Origin of the sequence: Chitinophaga dinghuensis (genome assembly GCF_003259435.1) — a bacterium.
GTDB classification, from domain to species: Bacteria; Bacteroidota; Bacteroidia; order Chitinophagales; family Chitinophagaceae; genus Chitinophaga; species Chitinophaga dinghuensis.
Genome location: NZ_QLMA01000001.1, coordinates 983,547 through 1,004,690, shown reverse-complemented (window position 1 = coordinate 1,004,690; position 21,144 = coordinate 983,547). Strand labels below are relative to the sequence as shown.

The 21,144-nt window shown below is 46.1% G+C and carries 14 protein-coding genes; 6 read left to right on the top strand and 8 right to left on the bottom strand.

Features of this window, described 5'->3' with window-relative positions:
• Window positions 1-23: 23 nt before the first annotated feature.
• The 7 genes from CLV59_RS04065 to CLV59_RS04035 all read right to left on the bottom strand — a co-directional run bounded on the left by CLV59_RS04065 (window position 24) and on the right by CLV59_RS04035 (window position 11,313).
• Entirely contained in the window at window positions 24-3,299 is a 3,276-nt protein-coding gene (locus CLV59_RS04065) for an efflux RND transporter permease subunit (protein WP_111590711.1), read from the bottom strand.
• Between the two features lie 51 nt (window positions 3,300-3,350).
• Window positions 3,351-4,733 (bottom strand): TolC family protein, encoded by a 1,383-nt coding sequence (locus tag CLV59_RS04060; protein WP_111590710.1) that lies wholly within the window; start codon window positions 4,731-4,733, stop codon window positions 3,351-3,353.
• Window positions 4,734-4,848: 115 nt separating this feature from the next.
• Window positions 4,849-6,174: a sensor histidine kinase gene (locus tag CLV59_RS04055; protein WP_111590709.1), complete on the bottom strand. Its 1,326-nt coding sequence runs from the start codon at window positions 6,172-6,174 to the stop codon at window positions 4,849-4,851.
• Window positions 6,171-6,857, bottom strand: a complete 687-nt coding sequence (locus CLV59_RS04050) for a response regulator transcription factor (RefSeq protein ID WP_111590708.1) — start codon at window positions 6,855-6,857, stop codon at window positions 6,171-6,173. The genes CLV59_RS04055 and CLV59_RS04050 overlap by 4 nt, the downstream gene beginning before the upstream one ends.
• A gap of 118 nt (window positions 6,858-6,975) precedes the next feature.
• Window positions 6,976-7,566, bottom strand: coding sequence for a hypothetical protein (locus CLV59_RS04045; protein ID WP_211323717.1), 591 nt, complete (start codon window positions 7,564-7,566; stop codon window positions 6,976-6,978).
• Window positions 7,567-7,791: 225 nt separating this feature from the next.
• Entirely contained in the window at window positions 7,792-9,042 is a 1,251-nt protein-coding gene (locus tag CLV59_RS04040; RefSeq protein WP_111590706.1) for a hypothetical protein, read from the bottom strand.
• A 159-nt stretch (window positions 9,043-9,201) separates the two neighbouring features.
• The gene (locus CLV59_RS04035) at window positions 9,202-11,313 is read right to left on the bottom strand and encodes a GDSL-type esterase/lipase family protein (protein WP_111590705.1); all 2,112 of its coding nucleotides are present in this window, start codon (window positions 11,311-11,313) and stop codon (window positions 9,202-9,204) included.
• 121 nt (window positions 11,314-11,434) lie between these two features.
• Here CLV59_RS04035 and CLV59_RS04030 point away from each other — a divergent pair, with 121 nt between their 5' ends.
• The 6 genes from CLV59_RS04030 to CLV59_RS04005 all read left to right on the top strand — a co-directional run bounded on the left by CLV59_RS04030 (window position 11,435) and on the right by CLV59_RS04005 (window position 19,715).
• Window positions 11,435-12,079 (top strand): peptidylprolyl isomerase, encoded by a 645-nt coding sequence (locus tag CLV59_RS04030; RefSeq protein ID WP_111590704.1) that lies wholly within the window; start codon window positions 11,435-11,437, stop codon window positions 12,077-12,079.
• Between the two features lie 69 nt (window positions 12,080-12,148).
• Entirely contained in the window at window positions 12,149-13,030 is an 882-nt protein-coding gene (locus CLV59_RS04025; RefSeq protein WP_111590964.1) for an AraC family transcriptional regulator, read from the top strand.
• A gap of 83 nt (window positions 13,031-13,113) precedes the next feature.
• Entirely contained in the window at window positions 13,114-15,825 is a 2,712-nt protein-coding gene (locus CLV59_RS04020; RefSeq protein WP_111590703.1) for a DUF1553 domain-containing protein, read from the top strand.
• Between the two features lie 13 nt (window positions 15,826-15,838).
• Complete coding sequence (locus tag CLV59_RS04015) at window positions 15,839-17,323, top strand: DUF1501 domain-containing protein (protein ID WP_111590702.1); 1,485 nt, start codon at window positions 15,839-15,841, stop codon at window positions 17,321-17,323.
• A gap of 16 nt (window positions 17,324-17,339) precedes the next feature.
• Window positions 17,340-18,266: a sugar phosphate isomerase/epimerase family protein gene (locus CLV59_RS04010; protein WP_111590701.1), complete on the top strand. Its 927-nt coding sequence runs from the start codon at window positions 17,340-17,342 to the stop codon at window positions 18,264-18,266.
• Window positions 18,267-18,278: 12 nt separating this feature from the next.
• Window positions 18,279-19,715 (top strand): c-type cytochrome domain-containing protein, encoded by a 1,437-nt coding sequence (locus tag CLV59_RS04005; RefSeq protein ID WP_111590700.1) that lies wholly within the window; start codon window positions 18,279-18,281, stop codon window positions 19,713-19,715.
• Window positions 19,716-19,794: 79 nt separating this feature from the next.
• On the opposite strand, the gene CLV59_RS04000 is transcribed toward CLV59_RS04005, so the two are convergent.
• A complete protein-coding gene (locus tag CLV59_RS04000; RefSeq protein ID WP_111590699.1) occupies window positions 19,795-20,979 on the bottom strand; it encodes a serine hydrolase domain-containing protein in 1,185 nt (394 codons plus the stop codon).
• Between the last annotated feature and the right edge of the window lie 165 nt (window positions 20,980-21,144).

Sequence of the window (21,144 nt, the reverse complement as noted above, 5' to 3'; positions counted from 1 at the left end):
TCGATTTATAAAAATTTTATAATTTATTTTTCGTCTTCAGGAATATAGTGAATACTTTCTTCATCCCTAGGATGCAGTGAAACGCTTTGTGTAGTAGCTCTTCCCTGTCCCCATGCAAAGGCCAATGGCAGAATAAAGAGTGCCGCAAAGGTAGACGCGATCAAACCGCCCACTACGGCCCTTCCCAGCGGAGACGACTGATCTCCCGCTTCTCCGAGTCCGCTCGCCATTGGAATCATACCTACCACCATGGCCAGGGCTGTCATCAGAATAGGTCGCAAACGTAATGCTGCTGCCTCTCTGGCTGATAACAACGCATCCCCATTGGATTTACGTAACTGCTCGGCATTAGTGATCAACAATACGGCGTTAGATATGGATACACCCACCGACATGATCATCCCCATGTACGATTGCAGGTTCAAGGTAGAATGACATATCATCAGCAATACCAGCGAGCCTAACAATACCGCAGGTACCGTTGCCAATACCACCGCAGATACGCGGAACGACTGGAAGTTGGCCGCCAGCATCAGGAATATTACTACAATGGCTACCAGCAATCCCCCTTGTAAACTATCCAGTGTATCCTTCAACGTTGTACTCAAACCAATCATTTCCACATTCAAACCACGCGGGAGTGTTCCCAGGTTAGCAATGGCTTTTTTCACATCTCCGGCAGCAAAGCCTAAATCCTTTTTATTCAGGTTAGCCGTTACCGTTAGCATTGGCATAGCGCCAAGGTTGTCGGTTTCTCCGTAAGTAACGCCATCTTTCAGGTCCGCCACATCCCCTAATACCGGACGGGAAGCATTCTTAAGCAATGGTATCTCACTAATATCATCCTTACTAGCCATCTTACTCTCCGGAATCTGTACCTGTACGCTATAGCTATTGCCTCCTTTTTCATCTACCCAGATATTCTTTTCTGTATATCGGGAAGAAGAAGTGGATGCAATCAAGGAACGAGAAACGTCGGTCATATCCACGCCCAACTGTGCCGCGCGTACACGGTCAATTTCCACATTCACCGCTGGATAATGAATTGACTGTCCAATCTGCACATCCCGGAGATAGGCAATCTTTTTCAGTTCTGTTACCATTTTTTGAGCGTACAGCTCATTCATTTTCTTATCACGACCAGAGAACCTTACCTCTACCGGTGTAGGAGAACCCTGACTCAAAATCTTATCTGTTAACTCAATCGGCTCAAATGATAATTTCATTTGGGGACTGACTTCTTCCATCTTATGCCTGATCTTATCTTTCAGCTCATCCAGGTTTACTTTGTAATCCTCTTTCAATGCTACCTGCAACACCGCCTCATGAGGACCCGCCATCCAAAGGAAGACAGGACTGATGGAAAACTGTTGCGGATGCATCCCTACATAAGCAGAGGTGATAGACACATGTTCTTTTCCTACCAGGTTATTGATGGCATCTGTCAGTTTGAGAGTCGCAGCTTCTGTATTTTCAATACGGGTACCATCCGGCAAGCGTAGTCTCACCTGGAACTGGCCACTGTTTACTTTCGGTAATACGTCTCTGCCTATACCGATAAACATCAAGGCTGCAAGAGCTCCCACTACTACGAGGTAGCCAATTACAATCGGACGACGATAAGGCATCATTCTATCCAGGAAGCGAAGATAACGCTGACGTAATTTTTCGAAGCGACTGATTTTACCATCCCGGTTGCTGTCGGCATGTTTTACCAGCATTTCTTTCTGATCCCAGGTATTCTTTTCACTACCTTTTGGCAAACCGGCTGCTTCATATTCTTCTGCATCCGTCATCAGTTTACCATCTGATTTTTTGTGGTGTTTACCTTTCATCATCCAGTTGGCCATCACAGGTACGAATGTCTGTGCCAGGAAATAGGAGATGATCATACTGAAGCCAATCGCCAATGCCAGCGGGAGGAACAAAGATCCTGGAATACCGCCCATGGTAAAGGCTGGCGCAAATACCGCCAGGATACAGAAGAGGATCAGCAATTTTGGAAAGGCAATTTCCTGACAGGCATCCCAGATAGCCAGGGCCTTCGGTTTACCCATATCCAAATGCTGGTGTATATTTTCTATCGTTACCGTACTCTCATCTACCAGGATACCAATCGCCAGGGCCAGACCACTCAGCGTCATGATATTGATGGTTTGTCCTGTCAATGAAAGGAACAATACCGCCGATATAATAGAGGTAGGAATAGTCAGGATTACAATGGCAGCGCCCCTGGCATCGCCCAGGAAGAGCAATACCATCAGACCCGTGAGAATAGCCCCGATAATACCTTCGGATAACAAACTTTTTACAGAGTTGATGACATAGGTGGATTGGTCAAACTCATAGGATAATTTCACATCTTCCGGCAGCTGGGCCTGGATTTTAGGCAATGCTGCTTTCAGATTTTGTACTACTTCCCATGTAGAAGCATCCGCACTTTTCGCCACGCTCAGGTATACGGAGCGGCGACCATTCACCAATGCATAACCGGAAGTGATATCCGCAGCATCTTCAATGGTGGCTACGTCCCGGAGATAGAGGTTTTTTACATCTCCTTTGAATAGAGGAATATTCTCAAAGTCTTTTACCGTTCTGATAGTGGTATTTGCCGGTGTGATATAGTTCTTATCACCGATACGTACGTTACCGGAAGGCGTTGTCTGGTTGTTCAGTCGCATCGCTTCTACCAGCTGATCCGTTGTCATGTTATGCTGACGGAGTAATTCCGGGTCTGCTTTGATAACAATGGTACGCACGTTACCTCCGAATGGAGGAGAGGCTACCAGTCCGGGTATAGACGTAAAAGTAGAACGTACATACACGTTTGCCAGATCTAGTAATTCGTTGTTATTGCGTTTATCACTGCTGAGTACGAGTTGTCCTACTGGCAAGGTGGAGGCATCGAAGCGAATGATAAAGGGCGGATTGGAACCAGGTGGGAAGATGGCCTGTATTCTGTTGGAAAAGGCGCTGACCTCCGCTGCAGCCTGGGCCATGTTGGTACCGGGATAGAAGTTGATCTTCATCAGGGTGAGACCCTGGATGTTTTTGGTTTCAATACTTTTAACACCATTTACGAAAAGAAAGATGTTGATATATTGTTTAGCGAAATACGTTTCCATCTGGGCAGGGGTATAACCGCCGAATGGATGGGAAACATACAATACGGGTAGATCCAGTTTAGGAAAGATATCTATCTTGATACTGTTTACCGCCTTGATTCCAAAGAAGAACAGACCGGCCACCAGTACCAAAATAGTAATAGGTTTCTTAAGCGCAAAACTAATCAGGTTCATAATAAATTGTTCTTAGATAATACTAGCATGGTTTCCGTTTATACGACAGCGTTAGTAGGTAAACACATTGAAATCTCCGGCAGCAGCCGCTTTTATCAGCAACGCCTGCCAAACATTTACATAAGCGATATCTCTGTCTGTTTGGGCGCGTATCAGCGCATAGGCTGCCTGCGTAAGATCCACCAGGTTGGTCAGTCCATTTTTATAAAGGACGGATTTCTGGAGATAGGCGTCAGAAGCAGCTTTCACTTGCACCGGCACTTCCCGGAAATTATCCAGGGCATTTTGCAGTTTGGTATCAGAGAGTTGCATTTGTGCTTTTATCTGTTGGTCTGCCAGATCATATTCATATTGCAGACCTTTGCTGATTTGTTGCTGTGCTTTTACTTGTCGGGAGATACGCAGCGGCTGGGTGATGTTCCAGGTAACGCCCACGCCTATTAAGTAGTTGGTACGCGTAGGGTTAACGCCATCCCAATATCCCTGACTGAAGTTATGCTGATCCACGCCATAGTTGTTGCCAAATCCGGAGCCTCTTGTCTGCAATACGCCTACTACTGAAAAGGCAGGATAGTAGAGTGTTTTGTAGTATTTAGCCTGTTCATCGCTTAAAGCAATTCTGCTTTTATACCATTGTAACACTGGGTGATTGTCTTCTGATAATTGTACATCAGCGAGATTTGGAATTCTCTTCACGAATTCGGTATCTACTGTAAAATTCTGAGCAGGTACTCCCAGCAATTGGGCCAGTTGATTTCCTTGTTCTTGTTCAGCATCTTTGGCTTTCGTCCAGGTGATGCGGGCGCTGGAATACTCGGCATTTGCCTGAGAGGAATCGACGCCGGCAATCAGGTGATTGAGCACGCGTACACGCACCAGTTTGCGAACGGTATCGGCGCGGTCCATGTTGTCTTTGAAGGAACGGGTAAGCTGTTGTGCCGCTACAAGATTTAAATAAGCGGCTGCCACTTTAATTTTGTGTCTGAAAATTTCCTGTTGCCAATCTTTATCGTTCTGAGTAGCAGCCGCCATTGCGGTTTTTATTTTCTCCTTTGCGCGTCCGAAGGCAAAGAAGTCCCAGTTTATGTTGGTGAGATATAAGGCGCCGAAGGCAGCGTTCCAGTTCTGGTGGTCCAGCGGTACGCCGGAAGAAGAGGCCGCGAGGCCACCAAAGCCATACATGGGGCCATTTTGGCCGTTGATGGTCCCATAGTCCTGCTGGGCCGATAAATTTACATTAGGCAGATAGTCGCGGCGCGCCTGCTTTACCTGCTCATTGGCAGCAGCGGTATAACTGGCTTTCGCTTTAATAGTACCGTAATTGGCAATAGCGGTATCGATGGCCTGCTGAAGGGTAAAGACCTGTTGAGCGCATAGGTATTCATTCATCAGAAAGGATAATAGCGCCAACAGCAAGAGTTTCTTACTCCACATGTGATTAGATTTTTACAGCCGGTAAGTCTGATTAGAATTCAACTGCAAAGTGATCGTCACATTTTGAAGTAAATTTGAAGGTTGCTTCAAATTTGGAATATTTCTGAGAGGTAAATCAGGAAACCGCCAACTGACCTTCACGGGACATATCGCCAGAACCCTCTACTGTAGGGAGTTCCGCCTGTCTGAATTGTACCTTTACCTGATGCCAGCCTTTTTCAAATTGATACGTCACAGAAAAGTCATTTACATCACAGATCTGTTTTACAATAGCCAGGCCGAGGCCGGTACTTTCATTACATTGGTTGCCTTTCTTAAATCTGCTGAACATATCGGCGGTAGGCAAATCAGGCGGATGACCAGTATTGCTGATACGCAGCCATTGACGGGTGAGATCGATGCGGATCTGTCCTCCTTCATCGTTGTAGCGAATAGCATTACTGAGCAGATTACCAATCAGGATTTCTGCCAGTACAGGGTGTATTTGTAGCGTTACATTTTTATCAAGATTACTATGTAACCGGATCTCTTTCATTTTTATCCAGTCTTCATAAGTATCCATTACATTACGGGTAACCTTGCAGAATTTAATACTTTCTGCCGTTTTATATTCCTGGTTTTCCAGTTTTGTTAACAAGACGAGGCTACGGTTGATATGCGATAGTCGTTCAATGGCAGACTGCATATCGCCTATGAGGGTGGCCTGCCGATCGTCGATTTGCGTCTGGCTCAGGAGATCGAGCTTACTGCGCACGATGGCCAGCGGCGTTTGGAGTTCGTGTGACGCGTTTTCACTAAACTCCTTGACAGAGGCATAATCTGCGGCCGCTTTGTCTGTCATCTTCCGTAAAAAAGCATTTAATTCCTGGAACTCTTTGGTGGTCGTATGCGGCAATTTCAGTTTACTATCTCCGCGCTTCAGATCGAACTCCTTGATGGCTTTCATAGCCCTATAAAAAGGTTCCAGAATAATCCTGGAAAGGAACCTGGCCGTAAGACCCACTCCCAGCACCATTATCAGCATTTTCCAAACAACGGTATATAACATCCCGTCAAAGATATCCTGTGAGTTCAGTACGAAGTTATAAGAGGAAATTTTATATATCTGGTCTCCGATTGGATAATAGGAATCGACTGTAATACGGCATTCTTTCTTCACCATATCATCTTCTGCAAGGTTCTCTTTTCTCACCTGCACTTTTTGCTGGGGCATTGCTCCCTGGTACAAACTCACCTCTATCGGACGGCCATGGGTATAATGATCCGGCTTTCCGCCAGCTAACAACTGCTTATACACGTGGTCATTGACGCCTGTCATGCGGGAAATCTCCGCCTGATCCAGGTGTTTCTTGATATTATTCCGGGAAATGAACATGGTAACTGGCGTTACCAGCAGGATCACTCCCAGAAACCACATGGTGATTTTATTGATTAACTTCATTGCTTGGACGTATTAAACTTGTACCCCAGTCCGTAAACCGTTTCAATATAATCTGTGCCTTCTGCCGTGCTGATCTTCTTTCTTAAATTCTTAACGTGCTGGTATACAAAATCGAAATTGGAAAGATTATCGGTATAATCTCCCCACAGATGGGCTGCTATCGCCTGTTTCGAAAGTACGCGATTTTTATTGACGATAAAGTACAGTAACAGGTCAAATTCCTTGCGGGTGACATCCAGCAGTTGCTGGTTCACCTTTGCTTCTACTGTATCTGTATTGAGTTCTATTTCATTAAAGCTGACCAGGTTACTGGGGCCTTCCAGTTTCTTGCGTCGGTAAATGGCGCGCAAACGGGCGTGCAGCTCCGACATATGAAAAGGTTTGATCACATAATCATCTGCGCCTTCATCCAATCCTTTGACCTTATCATCGAGGGCATCTTTGGCGGAGATTATGAGGATACCGCTGCGGATATCATCCCGACGGATCTGCTTTAGCAATTCCAGTCCATTGCCATCAGGGAGCATGATATCTACGAGGATACAATCGTAGGTAAACAAAGCCAGTTTCTCGCTGGCAGTTTCAAAATCGTAAGCCGGCTCACAGATGTATTTTTCTCCTGTCAGATAATCCGCTATGCCGCTGGACAATTCCCGGTTATCCTCTACTATCAATACTTTCATATGTACGCAGTTACATGCAAAGTGTTATACAAAGTTATAGCAATTTTGAAGTTCCACCCAGTCTAAAAACAGCAGAGGCCGCTCTTCCGAACGGCCTCTTATATTGATAATCAATTTATTAACTATATTTCTTCTTGCGTTTGATCAGCTTGGGTTTGCCGGAGGCATCGTAAGGTTCTGCCAGGAAGACGCCATTCGCCTTGATATCAGTTTTTTCTGTCAGATCAGCATCATAGGTAATCTTCCCTTTCCGGATCTCATAAAATCGGGAAGGTACATAATAAGCAGAGTCATTGCCTTTATCGGTGAATGGTACATATGGAATGGCAGGTTCAGCACCGCCAAATTCCATGTTGCCATCATGATCCCAGTCTTTCACATCTGAGCTGACAGCCGTCAGGAGGGTATCTGCGAGGGAATGGTCAATATTGAAAACATATAATCTGTTGGCGCCTGTTTTCATCGCTACATCCAGGAAAAGGAAAACGGATTTACCATCTTCAATCAGTCGGTTTCTTTTGCTGGGATAATTGATATTGTCTTCCGGGAAGATGAAGGCTTTGTTGCCATTCACGAAAACAGTTCCTTTATATACAGTAATCCTTTGTGCCTGGCTACTGGTAAAATGTAGTTCGTTCTTTTCTTTCTGGGCCATTGCCGATAAGCCGATAGCCATACAAAGGCATAGTGATAACAGGTATCGCATCATAGAATAATTTATGAGGATACAAGTTAATAAAAAACGAGGTTGTTGGGCGAATTTGTTTCTCGTAAAAGCGCAAAGGAATGAAAGATGATGTTTTGTTGTTGTTGTTTCAAATAACAAAACATAAGCCATTACTTTTTTGCGTCTTTGCTTCTTTGCCTCTTCGCCTCTTTGCGAGAAACAAAATTCGCACAACCTCGTGTGGAGTCATAGGGAATATAGGATAAATTAATTGTAGTCCGACAGTCGCACTGCAAATACCACCCGGTTATCCTGGCCGTATTTGGAGGTTTCATATTCTGTCAGGTTCCAGAGATAGCCAGTAGCTTCATCTCTGTAAAGATCTTCTGCGCCATGTGGCCAGCGATAGCGTACGCCGGCTGTTGCGCCATCTGCAAAACGAACGAGTCGCGCAGTGGAACCCTCATACGAACTGTTACCAGTTGTAGTCATGAAGGTTTTTGTTCCTGCACGGAATACGCCCTGCATGTTATATACGTTACCGTTAGTATTATCAATGGGAGTTATCACCACTGGTTGTGTGGCGGTAGTAATAGTTCCAGCCGCATTCAACGGGAAACCAAACACCTGTGGCGTAGCGGTTTCTGTGGAAGTAATATACTGACAGGTCCAGAGATATTTATCTGCCGCAGTAGCGCCTTCTCCTAATTCAATAGCAGAGAAAGGTTTTGCATTTGTAATTTTATAATAGCCTGTCTGCGGTAAAATATAAGCATAGTTAAATGCTTTCAGATCTCCATTCGACACTTTACCACAGCTAGTTTCAGCGGAATCTCCTGCAGCGGATATAAACTTGGACAAGTCGAATACACGTATACCCAGATTCGTATCGGCTACATATATTTTACCGGCAAAGCAAGCTACTCCACCTGCATGAATGGTTACCGGACAGAAAGCATCCAGCTGATTATAGGTGTTGGATGACTTATATAGCGCGGAATTCGTCATATTGCCTTTACTCTGTACCAACAGTATATGCCTGTACGTAATACTGTTCATGTTGGTGATATCGACCAGGGAGACACGCACACCTTTATGTTGATTGGCCACTCCGGCAATAGTACCCGGGTCTACCCCATACCATGTTACTAATAAGAATTTTCTGCCTGCCATGGTGAAACCGGTGATCCCCTGCGGACGCCACTCATTGGTGGCTTCATCGCCATCATTCCATTTAAAGCCAGTCACCTGATTGGCGGCAGGAATATTAAATCCATATACTGTATTGTATCCGCTGGTAGAAGCCACCCGATTGAGATTGAGCTGATCTGGCGTTTTATAACCATAGGAAGACAAACTGCTCACGAAAGCGCTTTCGTCTGTATAAGTGACGGTGTTGGCTTCTGTTCCTGGCGTGACAGCAGGATTACCTTTCCCGATATCAGCAGTTTCTTTTCTGCTGCAAGACATCAGCGTAGCCGCCAGCAGGATGTAAAATGGAAATTTTGAGCGTATCATGGATGGACTATTGTTGGCAGACAGTTACATATATTCATAACGTAAAGCTATACACGAAACAGGTTCCAAAACTGAGGTTTACACTAACTTAATAATTTTTTCACACGCTTTCAAAGCAAACATCCCTGTCTCCGCTCAAAAGAAACAGGGATGAATGTCCTACTTGGCCAGCATCTTTTCCAACTGCGGTGATAGTGCAGCCGCCCATCTGCGGTAACCTTCCGCTGTAAGATGGATACCATCTTTTGCATAGCAGCCGGCATCTAATGTGCCATCGCTATTAGTGAAAGCGCTGGTAAGTGGCAAATACGTATATCCGTCATGGTTAGCTGCAGCCAGCACCTGGTGTATTTCATTGTACTTTTGGCGGCGGGGCTCCTCAGGGGTGAAACCGGTTGGTAATAACCCTGTCAGTAATAATTTTGTTCCTGGCATGTTACGCTTTACCCAGTTAGCTATTTCCAATATACCAGCGGCAATCTCTGCACCGCTGTCGTTGTCTCCGAAGTTATTTACGCCAATGGTTACTACCAGTACTTTAGGCTGCGACTGTTTGTACTGACCGTTTTGCAACCGCCATAACAGATTTTGTACTCTGTCGCCAGAGATGCCGGCACACTCCCATTTCCATTTACTGAATGTACTGTCGAATGCCTGAAATCCTGCTCTGTTGGTGGTTCTGGTTCTATGTCCGCCAAGCCCTTGAGTGATGGAATTTCCTGCAAAAACAATATCCAATTGTCCTTTTTGTGCCTGTAGCAAACTATCAATATCGGCATGCTGTTCCCACCAGCCATTGTCAATTTTCCAGCCAGCCGCCTTACGATACTCTGCGCCAGGAACCGGCAGCACTGCGAAATTGATTTTATGACCAGTAGCCTGTAACATGAAATCTACTATTGGCTTCGGATTCGCCAGACTATGCGGATGATGCGCTACTCCAGGTTTATGAATTACCGTAATGTTTCCGCCAGCCGCTTTAATACGTTGTTCAAAGAGGGCGGTATTCTCCGCCACTGGCACCGTACTGTCTGCATCTCCTACCGCATGCAACATCGGGAATCCCATTTTTGCAATAGCTTCCGCATGATCCAGCGGGGCTCCTGTGAAGTGCAGGGCTTGTTCTTCTGTCAGATGATATTGCTGCTTGAAAATTTCCCAATTGGTAAGGCTCCCTTTTCTGGGCCAGCTGCGGAAGTCCAGTTGAGGCGCGTCTGCATATATACCTGCCACTTTATCCGGATTCGCCTGCGCCCAATTATAAATATAAATACCACCGCGACTCATTCCTTCCAGTAAGGCTTTTTTATGCAGCCCCATACCCGTCAGAAATTGGTAGTATTTATTCCATATATCAATGCAGGTTTGATTGCCGAACATTTCCACTACATCACAATACACAATATGATAACCGCGCTCCAACATGGCGATATCTGTTTGCGGTTCATGTCCCCAGAAGCGTGCACGCCATACCCATGGCCTGCCCGCAGCGGTCACTCTCGGCTGTACGATTTTACAGTTTCTCCCGGCATACGTAAAATCATAACATGCATACCCATAGAACGAACTGCCGGTTGTAGCGACATGCATCTTCCTATAAATATTAAAACGAGGATCTTCCTTTACTTTCACCGCCTCATACAATCGCCTCGCAATCATTGCTGCGCCTATAGAGGAAGGATGGATCTGGTCTGGCAACAGATCCGGCTGGCCAATAAATCCCGGATATAAGTTGATCAACTCCACTCCTGTTTCATAAGCCACCTGCTGAATGAAAGGATGAATCTGCGTACGGATAATACTATCGTTAATGCTGGTACTATCTTTTAAATAGCTGGGAACAGGCAGCAACAAGATAATACGAGGCGAATGTTTTTTCTTTTGCAATGCGCCAATCAATGCTTTGTAGTTCTGTACAAATTCCTCTTTGTGTTGCCAGTTGATTTGCTTGCTGTCGTTGGTACCAAACTCCAGGAAAATGATATCGCTATTGGCAGACAGCGCCTGTTCGTAAGCAGGCTGACTACGATAAGGTTTATTCCCTTTATCGAGGAGTGTAGCGCCATTCACGCCATAGTTATGGACTTCATAATTATTCCCCAACAAATATTGTAATTGCTGCGGATAGTTGTTCTTCTCCCGGTTGTACATACCGGCGCCATAAGTAATACTCGTTCCCAAACAGGAAACAATGATCTTACGTTGTGCAGTTACGGTCGATGGAAACAAAAGCAAAGCCAGTAAAAGGAAGAGACTACTTCGTTTTTTCATACATGGATGGAATTGATCAAGTCTTCAAAGATAAGCGGCCAGGGCGCGGATTTATTATTCTAAAATGCTGTTTCATTACACTATCTTCTCAAATTTCAATAACTTGAACCAAATAACTGCTATGAAAAAGGGCTGCTATATACTGTTGCTATTGCTTTGTGCACAATTTGTACAGGCACAATCTGTACGCGTGAAGTTCACAACCAATTACGGCAATTTCACCGTGATGCTGTATGATGAAACTCCTAAGCACAGGGATATGTTCCTGGCGGAAGTAAAGAAAGGTACTTACTCTCATGCCCATTTCAATAGGGTGATCAAAAACTTTGTTATACAGGGAGGCGAGCTGGATGATTCTATTCTGCTGAAAGAAAAACAACACCCGGAATTAGGCGCACCCCGATTTCCGGCAGAAATAAAACCAGATCTCTTTCATAAACGCGGTACCCTCGGGGCTGGCAGAGATGATAACAAAGAGAAGGCGTCCTATTTTAACCAGATCTATTTTACAGTTGGTAAAAAATATACCGACGCACAACTGGATTCTGTGGAGGCGAAAACACATATCAAAATCCCTGCTGCTCATCGCGAAGTTTACAAGACCGTTGGCGGTATACCTCGACTGGATGGTGATTACACCGTTTTCGGAGAAATTACGGAAGGATATGATGTAGTAGAAAAGATTAGCACGCTGCCTACTAACAAACAGGATGTACCCTTACTACCAGTGAAATTCAGCGTCACTGTGCTTAAAAAGAAGAAATAATACACTTCCGTTCATCCATTTTTTTCTGATGCAAGGATGGATTTTCTTATTTTCAAGGAAACCGCCATTATGATCAGGAAGAAAGAAGGCTTCCAGGGGCAACGCATGATTGTATTGCCCCGCAACCTGCTGTCCACGCACTGCCCCGAAGATCCGGTGCTGGCGCCCTTGTATATTACGGATATCGGGTACTATCCTAAAGCCAGATTCCACCACTGTCGCCGCTTACAGGGCGCAGATCAACACATACTCATTTATTGCAAGGAAGGAAAAGGCCGTATTATTGTTGCAGGCGAAGTCTGGAATATACAACCAGGACACTGTTTCCTTATTCCGCGTAAAACGCCGCATGAATACAGTGCGGATGTAAAAGATCCATGGACTATTTACTGGGCTCATTTTCTTGGCAGCAGCGCAGACGGGCTCCTGGAAACAGCTATCCGGGAATGGGAGGGTTACCGTACTTTCCTTCGCTGGTCGTTGCAAAGGATTTCCCTATTTGACAGGAGCTATGAACAATTGGACAAAGGCTTTAAGTTAGAAAATCTGAAATATGCGAATATGCATTTCTGGTCTTTCCTGGCTACTTGTATCTATCCAAATGCAGATTACAATACGTCTCCACAACACAGTTCCATAGATGCATCCATCGAGTATATGCGTGCGCATATTGACGCCATGTTATCGCTACAAGAAATGGCCACAGCCGTAAACCTTTCTCAGTCGCACTTCTCAGCGGTTTTCAAGGCAGGAACCGGCTTTTCTCCTATCGAGTATTTCAACCAGTTAAAAATGCAGGAGGCTTGTCAGTACTTACTTTTTACCAGTTTACGTATTAAAGAAATTGCAGGCAGACTAGGTATGGAGGACCCGTATTACTTCTCCCGACTGTTTACAAAGATCATGGGTATTTCGCCAAATCTATACCGGGAAAGAAAAGCAGGATCATAATATAATCCATCATTACCAGCGGATCATCTAGGAAAAATAATGACCGCCCACCCTACCTTTATATTGGTCAATCAAAATAGTAAATGGGAATCTATTCCACGCGGAGAAAAACAGTGAACATCTCCATTGCCATTGCCATCGGCGGCATCTTCGCTGCCTGCAATAGTGCGCGTAAACCTGATTTTAGTACGGAAATAAAACCTATTCTCAATAAGCATTGCATCAGCTGCCATGGCGGCGTAAAGCAAAGCGGAGGATTCAGTGTTTTATTCCGGGAAGAGGCGCTCGGCATCACCAAATCCGGTAAACCTGCTATCATTCCCGGTCATCCGGAAAAGAGTGAATTTATACGGCGACTCACCTGCAAAGATCCTAAAGAGCGCATGCCACAGAAAGGCGCTCCTCTTTCAGAAGAGGAAGTAGCACTCCTCACCCGTTGGGTGAAATCCGGTGCAGAATGGGGAGAACACTGGGCATACGTTCCGCCCAAAGCGCCTGCTGCACCTGATGCTACACATGCAATCGATCATTACATCAACAAAAAACTGAAAGAGGAAGGACTGTCCTCCTCTCCCGAAGCCGATAAAATGACACTGCTTCGACGGGTTAGTTTTGATCTCACCGGCCTCCCTCCTACCGCTGAAATGGCAAAAGCCTTTGCGGCAGATAAGCGTCCTGACGCCTATGAAAAGCTGGTAGACACCTTGCTGCAATCCCCTCACTTCGGAGAGCGCTGGGCCGCTATGTGGTTGGACCTCGCCCGATATTCAGATACCAAAGGCTACGAGCGCGATGACGGCAGAAAAATATGGCGCTATCGCGACTGGGTCATCGATGCATTCAACCGCGACCTTCCATACGATAGCTTCGCTATCCAGCAACTGGCCGGCGATCTGCTCCCGCATTCCGGAAAGTCAGAAATGATCGCCACCGCTTTCAATCGCAATACCATGACCAACGATGAAGGCGGAACACAAGACGAAGAATTCCGCACCGCCGCCGTGATGGATCGGGTGAGTACTACGATGGATGTATTCCAGGGAGTAACCATTGCCTGCGTGCAATGTCATAGTCATCCTTATGATCCTTTCCGGTTCGAAGACTACTACAAGCTGTTGGCATTCCTCAATAACACCCGTGATGAAGATACCCACATGGAACATCCTAAACTGCGTTTGTACGACAGCGTTAGTAACGTACAGGTGCGGGAGGTGAGCAGTTGGGTGGCCGCTCATGGCAATACCACACAGGTAGCAGATGTGCAGGAATTTATGCAGGTACTGGAACCCAAACGACATGCACATGACTGCGATCAATATATCAATGGCGCACTCGCAGACACCAAATACCTGGGTATACGCCCTGGTGGCAGTTGTCGCCTACCCAAGCAGGATCTGACAGGTAAAACGCACCTGTTAATGAATTACTGGACAGGCACTCCTGGCGGACAATTGGAAATACGACTGGATAGCCTGGCAGGGCCCAAATGGATTACCTACGCTTTAACGCCTACGAAAGGTCGGGTGGCAGCCAATATTCCCATTCCCGCTACCAACGGCATACATGATTTATTTCTCATATTCCGGAATGCGAGTCTGCCAAAGGATGCCAGCGTGTGTGGCGTAGAGTGGTTCGCCTTCCGGGAAGATCTCCCGGGAAAAGGGATGCCTGGATACCAGCAGATCAACGATCAGCTGATGGCCATCATTAACATGCAGCCGGATGATGTGCCGGTGATGGTGGAGAACCCTGTTTCCATGCAGCGAACCACCCATGTTTTTGAGCGAGGCAACTGGATGGTACCCGGAAAAGTGGTCACCCCAGATGTACCTCATTCCTTAAATCCATTCCCTGCCAATGCGCCGAGGAACCGCCTTGGACTGGCGATGTGGATGACCTCCGACCAGAATCCGCTGACCGCCAGGGTAATGGTAAACAGACTTTGGGAACAACTGTTTGGAATAGGTATAGTAGAGACGTTGGAAGACTTTGGCACACAAGGCTTTCCTCCTTCTCACCCGGAATTGCTCGATTACCTGGCCTATCAGTTCATGCACGGTTACAAATGGCATGTCAAACCGTTACTTCGGGAGATCGTATTGAGTGCCGCATACCGGCAGTCTTCCGTAACAACGCCCGCACTGCTGGAAAAAGATCCTGCTAACCGGCTGCTGGCCAGGGGACCTCATTTCAGGCTAACCGCCGAAGAAGTGCGAGACCAGGCTCTACGCGTCAGCGGATTGCTAAATCCAGGACTCCATGGCCCAAGTGTGATGCCCTATCAACCAGATAATATCTGGCAATCTGTATGGAGTGGCGCTTACTGGAAGAAAGCGGAAGATGGCAATCAATACCGGCGCGCCCTGTATGTTTATCAAAAACGCACCAGTCCTTATCCTTCCATGTTATCCTTCGATGGTAGTAGCCGCGAGGTTTGTATGCAGCGCAGAATACGCACCAATACGCCTTTACAGGCATTGGTAACGCTCAACGACCCGGTATACATTGAAACAGCCGTTGCATTGGCCAAACAGATGCAGTTACAGGGAAATGATCCTGCTACGTGTATTCGCTGGGGTTATGAACGTGCGCTGTTCAAACCTATCAGCGATAGTAAACTGAAAATATTGATGACGCTATATAACAATGCACTTTCCAGGTTTCAAAAGAATCCGGCGGCAGCCTGTAAAATGCTGCAATGCACCACTGCTGGTAAAGACACAGTTGCTACCGCCGCATTGGCCACAGTTGCCAATGCAGTGATGAACCTGGATGAATTTCTCACCAAATCCTGATAAACGGTCTGTTATGTCCAGATATAAGAAATTGATAGATGAAGCCAATAAGGAACACCTCCGGTATACTACCCGCAGGCATTTCCTGATGGACTGTGTAACTGGTTTGGGTGCTTTTGCATTAGGGTCCTTCCTGACAAGCTGTGGCTCCAGTTCAAAGCCACAGGCCCTTACCGGCGATCCGATGGCCCCTAAAGCGCCTCATTTCCCCGGGAAAGCGAAGAGTGTGATTTATCTCCATATGGCCGGAGCGCCGTCTCAGCTGGAGCTTTTCGATTATAAACCCGCATTGGCTCAACTACATAATCAGCTTTGTCCTCCTTCCCTGCTGGAAGGCAAGAAATTCGCTTTTATACGTGGCGTCCCTAAAATGCTGGGCCCACAGGCCGTGTTCAAACAACATGGAAATTCCGGTGCATGGATCTCTGACCACCTGCCACACTTCACTTCCATGGCCGATGATGTGGCATTTCTGAAAGCAGTGCAGACAGACCAGTTCAATCATGGCCCGGCCCAACTGTTAATGCAAACAGGTAGTGCGCGATTGGGGCGGCCGAGTACCGGTTCCTGGGTAACATATGGATTGGGAACGGAAAACAGTAATCTCCCGGGCTTTGTGGTACTGACTTCCGGCGGAAAAACGCCAGATGCTGGCAAAAGCGTATGGGGCAGCGGTTTTCTTCCATCTGTATACCAGGGCGTACAATGCAGAACCAAAGGAGATCCTGTGCTCTTTCTCACTGATCCTGACGGCATGGACCGCGACCTGCGCAAAGCCTCTATTGACGCCATTAACCAGATTAACGAGGAAGAATATACGGCGTATGGCGATCCAGAAACACTCGCCCGCATTTCCCAATATGAGCTCGCCTATAAGATGCAGATTGCTGTACCGGAAGTCATGAACATCAACAATGAACCGGATTATATCCATGAGATGTATGGCACGCAGCCAGGTAAAGAATCCTTTGCCAATAACTGTTTACTCGCCAGGAAACTGGTGGAAAAAGGCGTTCGCTTTGTACAGCTGTATGACTGGGGCTGGGATAGTCATGGTACAGATGAAAACCTGGCGATTGACTACGGTTTCCGGAATAAATGCAGGGAAATAGATCGCCCCATCACTGCGCTGTTACAGGATCTGAAGCAAAGAGGATTATTGGATGAAACACTGGTTGTATGGGGAGGAGAGTTTGGTCGTACGCCTATGCAGGAAAACCGCGATGGCAAAGACATGCCATTCCTGGGCCGCGATCATCATGTGGAAGCCTTTACCATGTGGATGGCCGGCGCCGGCATCAAAAAGGGATGTAGCTATGGCGAAACAGATGAAATCGGCTATTCCGCTATTAAAGGAAAAGTAGCCATCAATGATATTCACGCTACCATTCTTCAGCAACTGGGATTTGATCATGAAAAACTCACCTACCAGTTTCAGGGCCGTCCTTTCCGTCTGACAGATACCAGCGGGAAAGTTATCACACCAATTTTAAGTTAACGATAGTATTTATTGCATGAACATAGAAAGAAGAAATTTTTTAAGGCAGACATCCCTCCTCGGCGCCGCATTTTGTCTGCCTGCACTACCTGATTTTGCCTTTGCTGCTGCACAACCTAAATCAGGTTTCAAGCTTTCCATTATGGCTACCAACTGGGGCTATCCTGGCAGTATGGCCGAATTCTGTGCTGCCGCCAAAAATGCCGGATATGATGGGATTGAAGTATGGTGGTCTTCCAATACCGATACACAGCAAGAACTGTATCGCGCGCTGAAAGAAAATCATCTCTCCGTAGGATATCTCTGTGCGGGCAGTAGTAGCAACTATGAAAAACATGCCGCTGAATTTGAAACGAACTTACGTGCCGCAACTGCGAAAAATGAAGTTCGTCCGTTGTACATCAATTGTCATAGTGGCCGCGACTACTTTACTTTCGAACAGAATGCTGCACTGATTGAAATGACCATGCGGTATAGTCGCGATACCGGTATTCCAGTGTACCATGAAACGCATCGGAGTAGAATGCTCTTTGCTGCGCATATTACGCGCCAGTTCATCACTGCCAAACCTGATCTGCGCCTGACGTTGGATATTTCCCATTGGTGTAATGTTCATGAATCGCTCTTGCAAGATCAGCCGGAAGCCGTAGCTGCCGCTCTTTCACGCACCAGTCATATTCATACGCGGGTAGGCCACCAGGAAGGACCACAGGTCAATGATCCGAGAGCGCCGGAGTGGGCCAATACAGTGAAGCAACATTTCACCTGGTGGGATCAGGTAGTGAAATATCATCAGGAGGCAGGAAAGTCCCTCACCATGCTTACAGAGTTTGGACCGGCAGATTATCTCCCAACGTTGCCGTATACACGACAACCAGTCGCCAATCAATGGGATATCAATGTATACATGCTGCAACAGCTACGCCAGCGTTATGGTAAATAATAAACAGTGAACATGATTCTATTGCAAAATAACGGTAGCTGGATCAGTTTCTCAGGACGAATGCATCCTGTATTGGTACACTTACCCATCGGTATTCTCGTAGCGGCGATTCTTCTGATACTCCTTAGTCAAAGGCCCAGATGGCAGCGTTTTCAAACAGCCGTCCCCTTGTTACTGCTACTGGCATGTCTTTCCGCTGTCACCAGTTGTATCACCGGCTACTTCCTCTCCAAAGATGGAGGGTATGCAGAAAACTTATTGGACACCCATTTTTATCTTGGTATATCCGTTGCCGTTAGTAGTGGCTTATTTTGGATCTGCTGGCGATTACTTCGCCGTAAACCATGGCTGTTAATACTTTCCGGTATCAGTATGTTGTTACTGATTACAATAACAGGGCATTATGGCGGTAGTCTAACGCATGGCGACAACTACCTCAGTGCCGCCATGCCGGCAGCATTAAGCAGGTTTGCCAGTCAGCCTGCAAAAGCGGCTGCTCCTGACTACAAGGATATCAGCGATGCAAGGATATACGAAGATTTGATACAACCGGTATTGAATACACGTTGTGTGAGTTGCCATAGTCAGCAAAAGCTGAAAGGCGGCTTACAGTTGGAATCCCTGGCCCTGATGCGTAAAGGTGGGGAGAACGGGCCTGTATTGAAGGATAGTCTTCCTGAGGAGAGTGAAATATACAAACGCATTTTACTTCAGGAAGAGGATGAACACCGGATGCCGCCAAAAGGGAAACCTTCCTTATCGCCGGCAGAAACGGAACTGTTACATTGGTGGATTGCCAATGGCGCACCCGCCGATAAAAAAGTGAAAGATATACCGAAGAATGTACGCGTCCAGGCAGTACTGGCAGCCATGCAGCCGGCAAAAACACTAGACCAGCTGGAAACGGTGCCTGCGTCCGAAGTAGCAGCTGCCAGTGAAAGCGCTATTGCCGCATTAACAGCTAAGGGCCTTAAGGTATTGCCTGTAGGCGCTAACAGCCACTACTTGTCTGTTTCCGCATTTACTGCCGGAGCATTTGGAGATAAAGACATTCAGCTGTTATTGCCATTAAAAGCGCAATTGATATGGCTGGATTTGTCTGGCACACAAATTTCAGATCAGTCGCTGGAAACATTGGGGCAATTGCAGCAACTCACCCGCTTAACCTTACGCGGTACGCCTGTCAAGGGCGACAAACTGCAGCAGCTGAGCCATTGTAAGCAATTGATGTATCTGAACCTGAGTGAAACCGCTGTAACAGATGCGGCTGTCGTCTCGCTAAAACAAAATAAGAAACTACAGCAGTTATACGTGAACAAAACAAAGGTCAGTGCGGCTAGCGTTCAACAATTAGCTACAGCGATTACAGGACTTAAAATTGATACGGGAGGCTATCGTTTACCTGTATTGGCATCAGATACGATCGCATATCACAAACAGATGAATTAGTACCGGCAAAATAGATTTCATGAAACAACAGTAATCATTATAATCGGCCCTGACAGGCCATCAGGGCCGATTATAATGATTATTGCTGTGACACATAGTTATATGGTAAATAATTCTCCCAAAACCATTGCGTATATACATCGCCAATTGCATTTTCCAATAATTCCTTGAATATACCTGAGGTATTATCACTGTTGGTCATGATGATGATAGCGCTTCCAGCAGCAGGAAACCCTATAGCATAGTGATCCCATCCTTCACTATGTCCTTCTTTAAAAAAGGCAGTGCCTACAGGAGTCTTTAACAGTCCGAATCCTAGTCCATAGGACAGCGGCGTATTAGCGGGCGTTTTATCGTCTACCAGCGAATTAGGACCAAACTGTTGCTTGGAGAGAATGGCAATATCGGAATGAAAAAGGCTGTTAAAACTTTTTACAGACAGTCCTTTATGTTGCAATAATGCCGCAAAGAATTTATTGTAATCACTGATATTGGTATACATAGAGCCAGCAGCATGTGGACTTGTACGTTCATCAAATTCATATGGGTGCTGAGCGGTGTCGTGCCCCACCGCATGATTCGCATTGAATTGCTCCTGCCATACGTAGCTGGTGTGTTGCATGTTCAATGGCTTAAACACTTCTTCCTGTGCTAACGTTTCATAACTTTTACCTGTAATCTGCTCCAGGACGAACTGTAACAAATACATACCTTCTCCCGAATAGCTAAACTTTGTACCTGGATCATATTTGATTACTAGTTTCCCATCAGGTTCAAAACCTCTATAATTGGGGAATCCGGTGGTGTGGTTCAGGCACATTCTGGCGGTGATGCGCTGGTAGCGCAGATCGTTGCGAATATCCTGATAGCCACGGGTTTTCTTAGTAAATACATAATCAGGAAGTGGCTTAGGAAGATAGTTGACCAACGGCGTATCAAGTTGGATAATATTTTTTTCTACAAGACGCATGACGCAGTAGCCAAATACAGCCTTACTCAAAGAGCAAGACCAAAAGATCGTACTGGTGTCCATATGCTGTTGTGTAGCCATGTTAGCATAACCGAATGCTTTCATATATACGGGCCTGTTATAATTAAATACACTCACTACCATACCGGTCACATGAGTAGTATCCATTAACTTTTCTATCCGGCGGCTCAGTGCAGCGCCATCAATAGTAGTATTATTAAGTCTGTGGATGGTTTGAGCATTCGTCATCACCACCAGCTGTATGAATAGGATTACCAGAAGAAGACGTTTCATAATTTTTGTATTATTTCAACTGGTATTTACATAAACATGCCAAAGTCCTCCTATACTGATTATCATAATCTTAGGCAGATGAAGCCATTCTCTGACCGTTCAGTTTTGTGTAATGGTTGTGCTATTTGCGGACACTAATGTACAGGGTCCTAACTGACAGGGCCT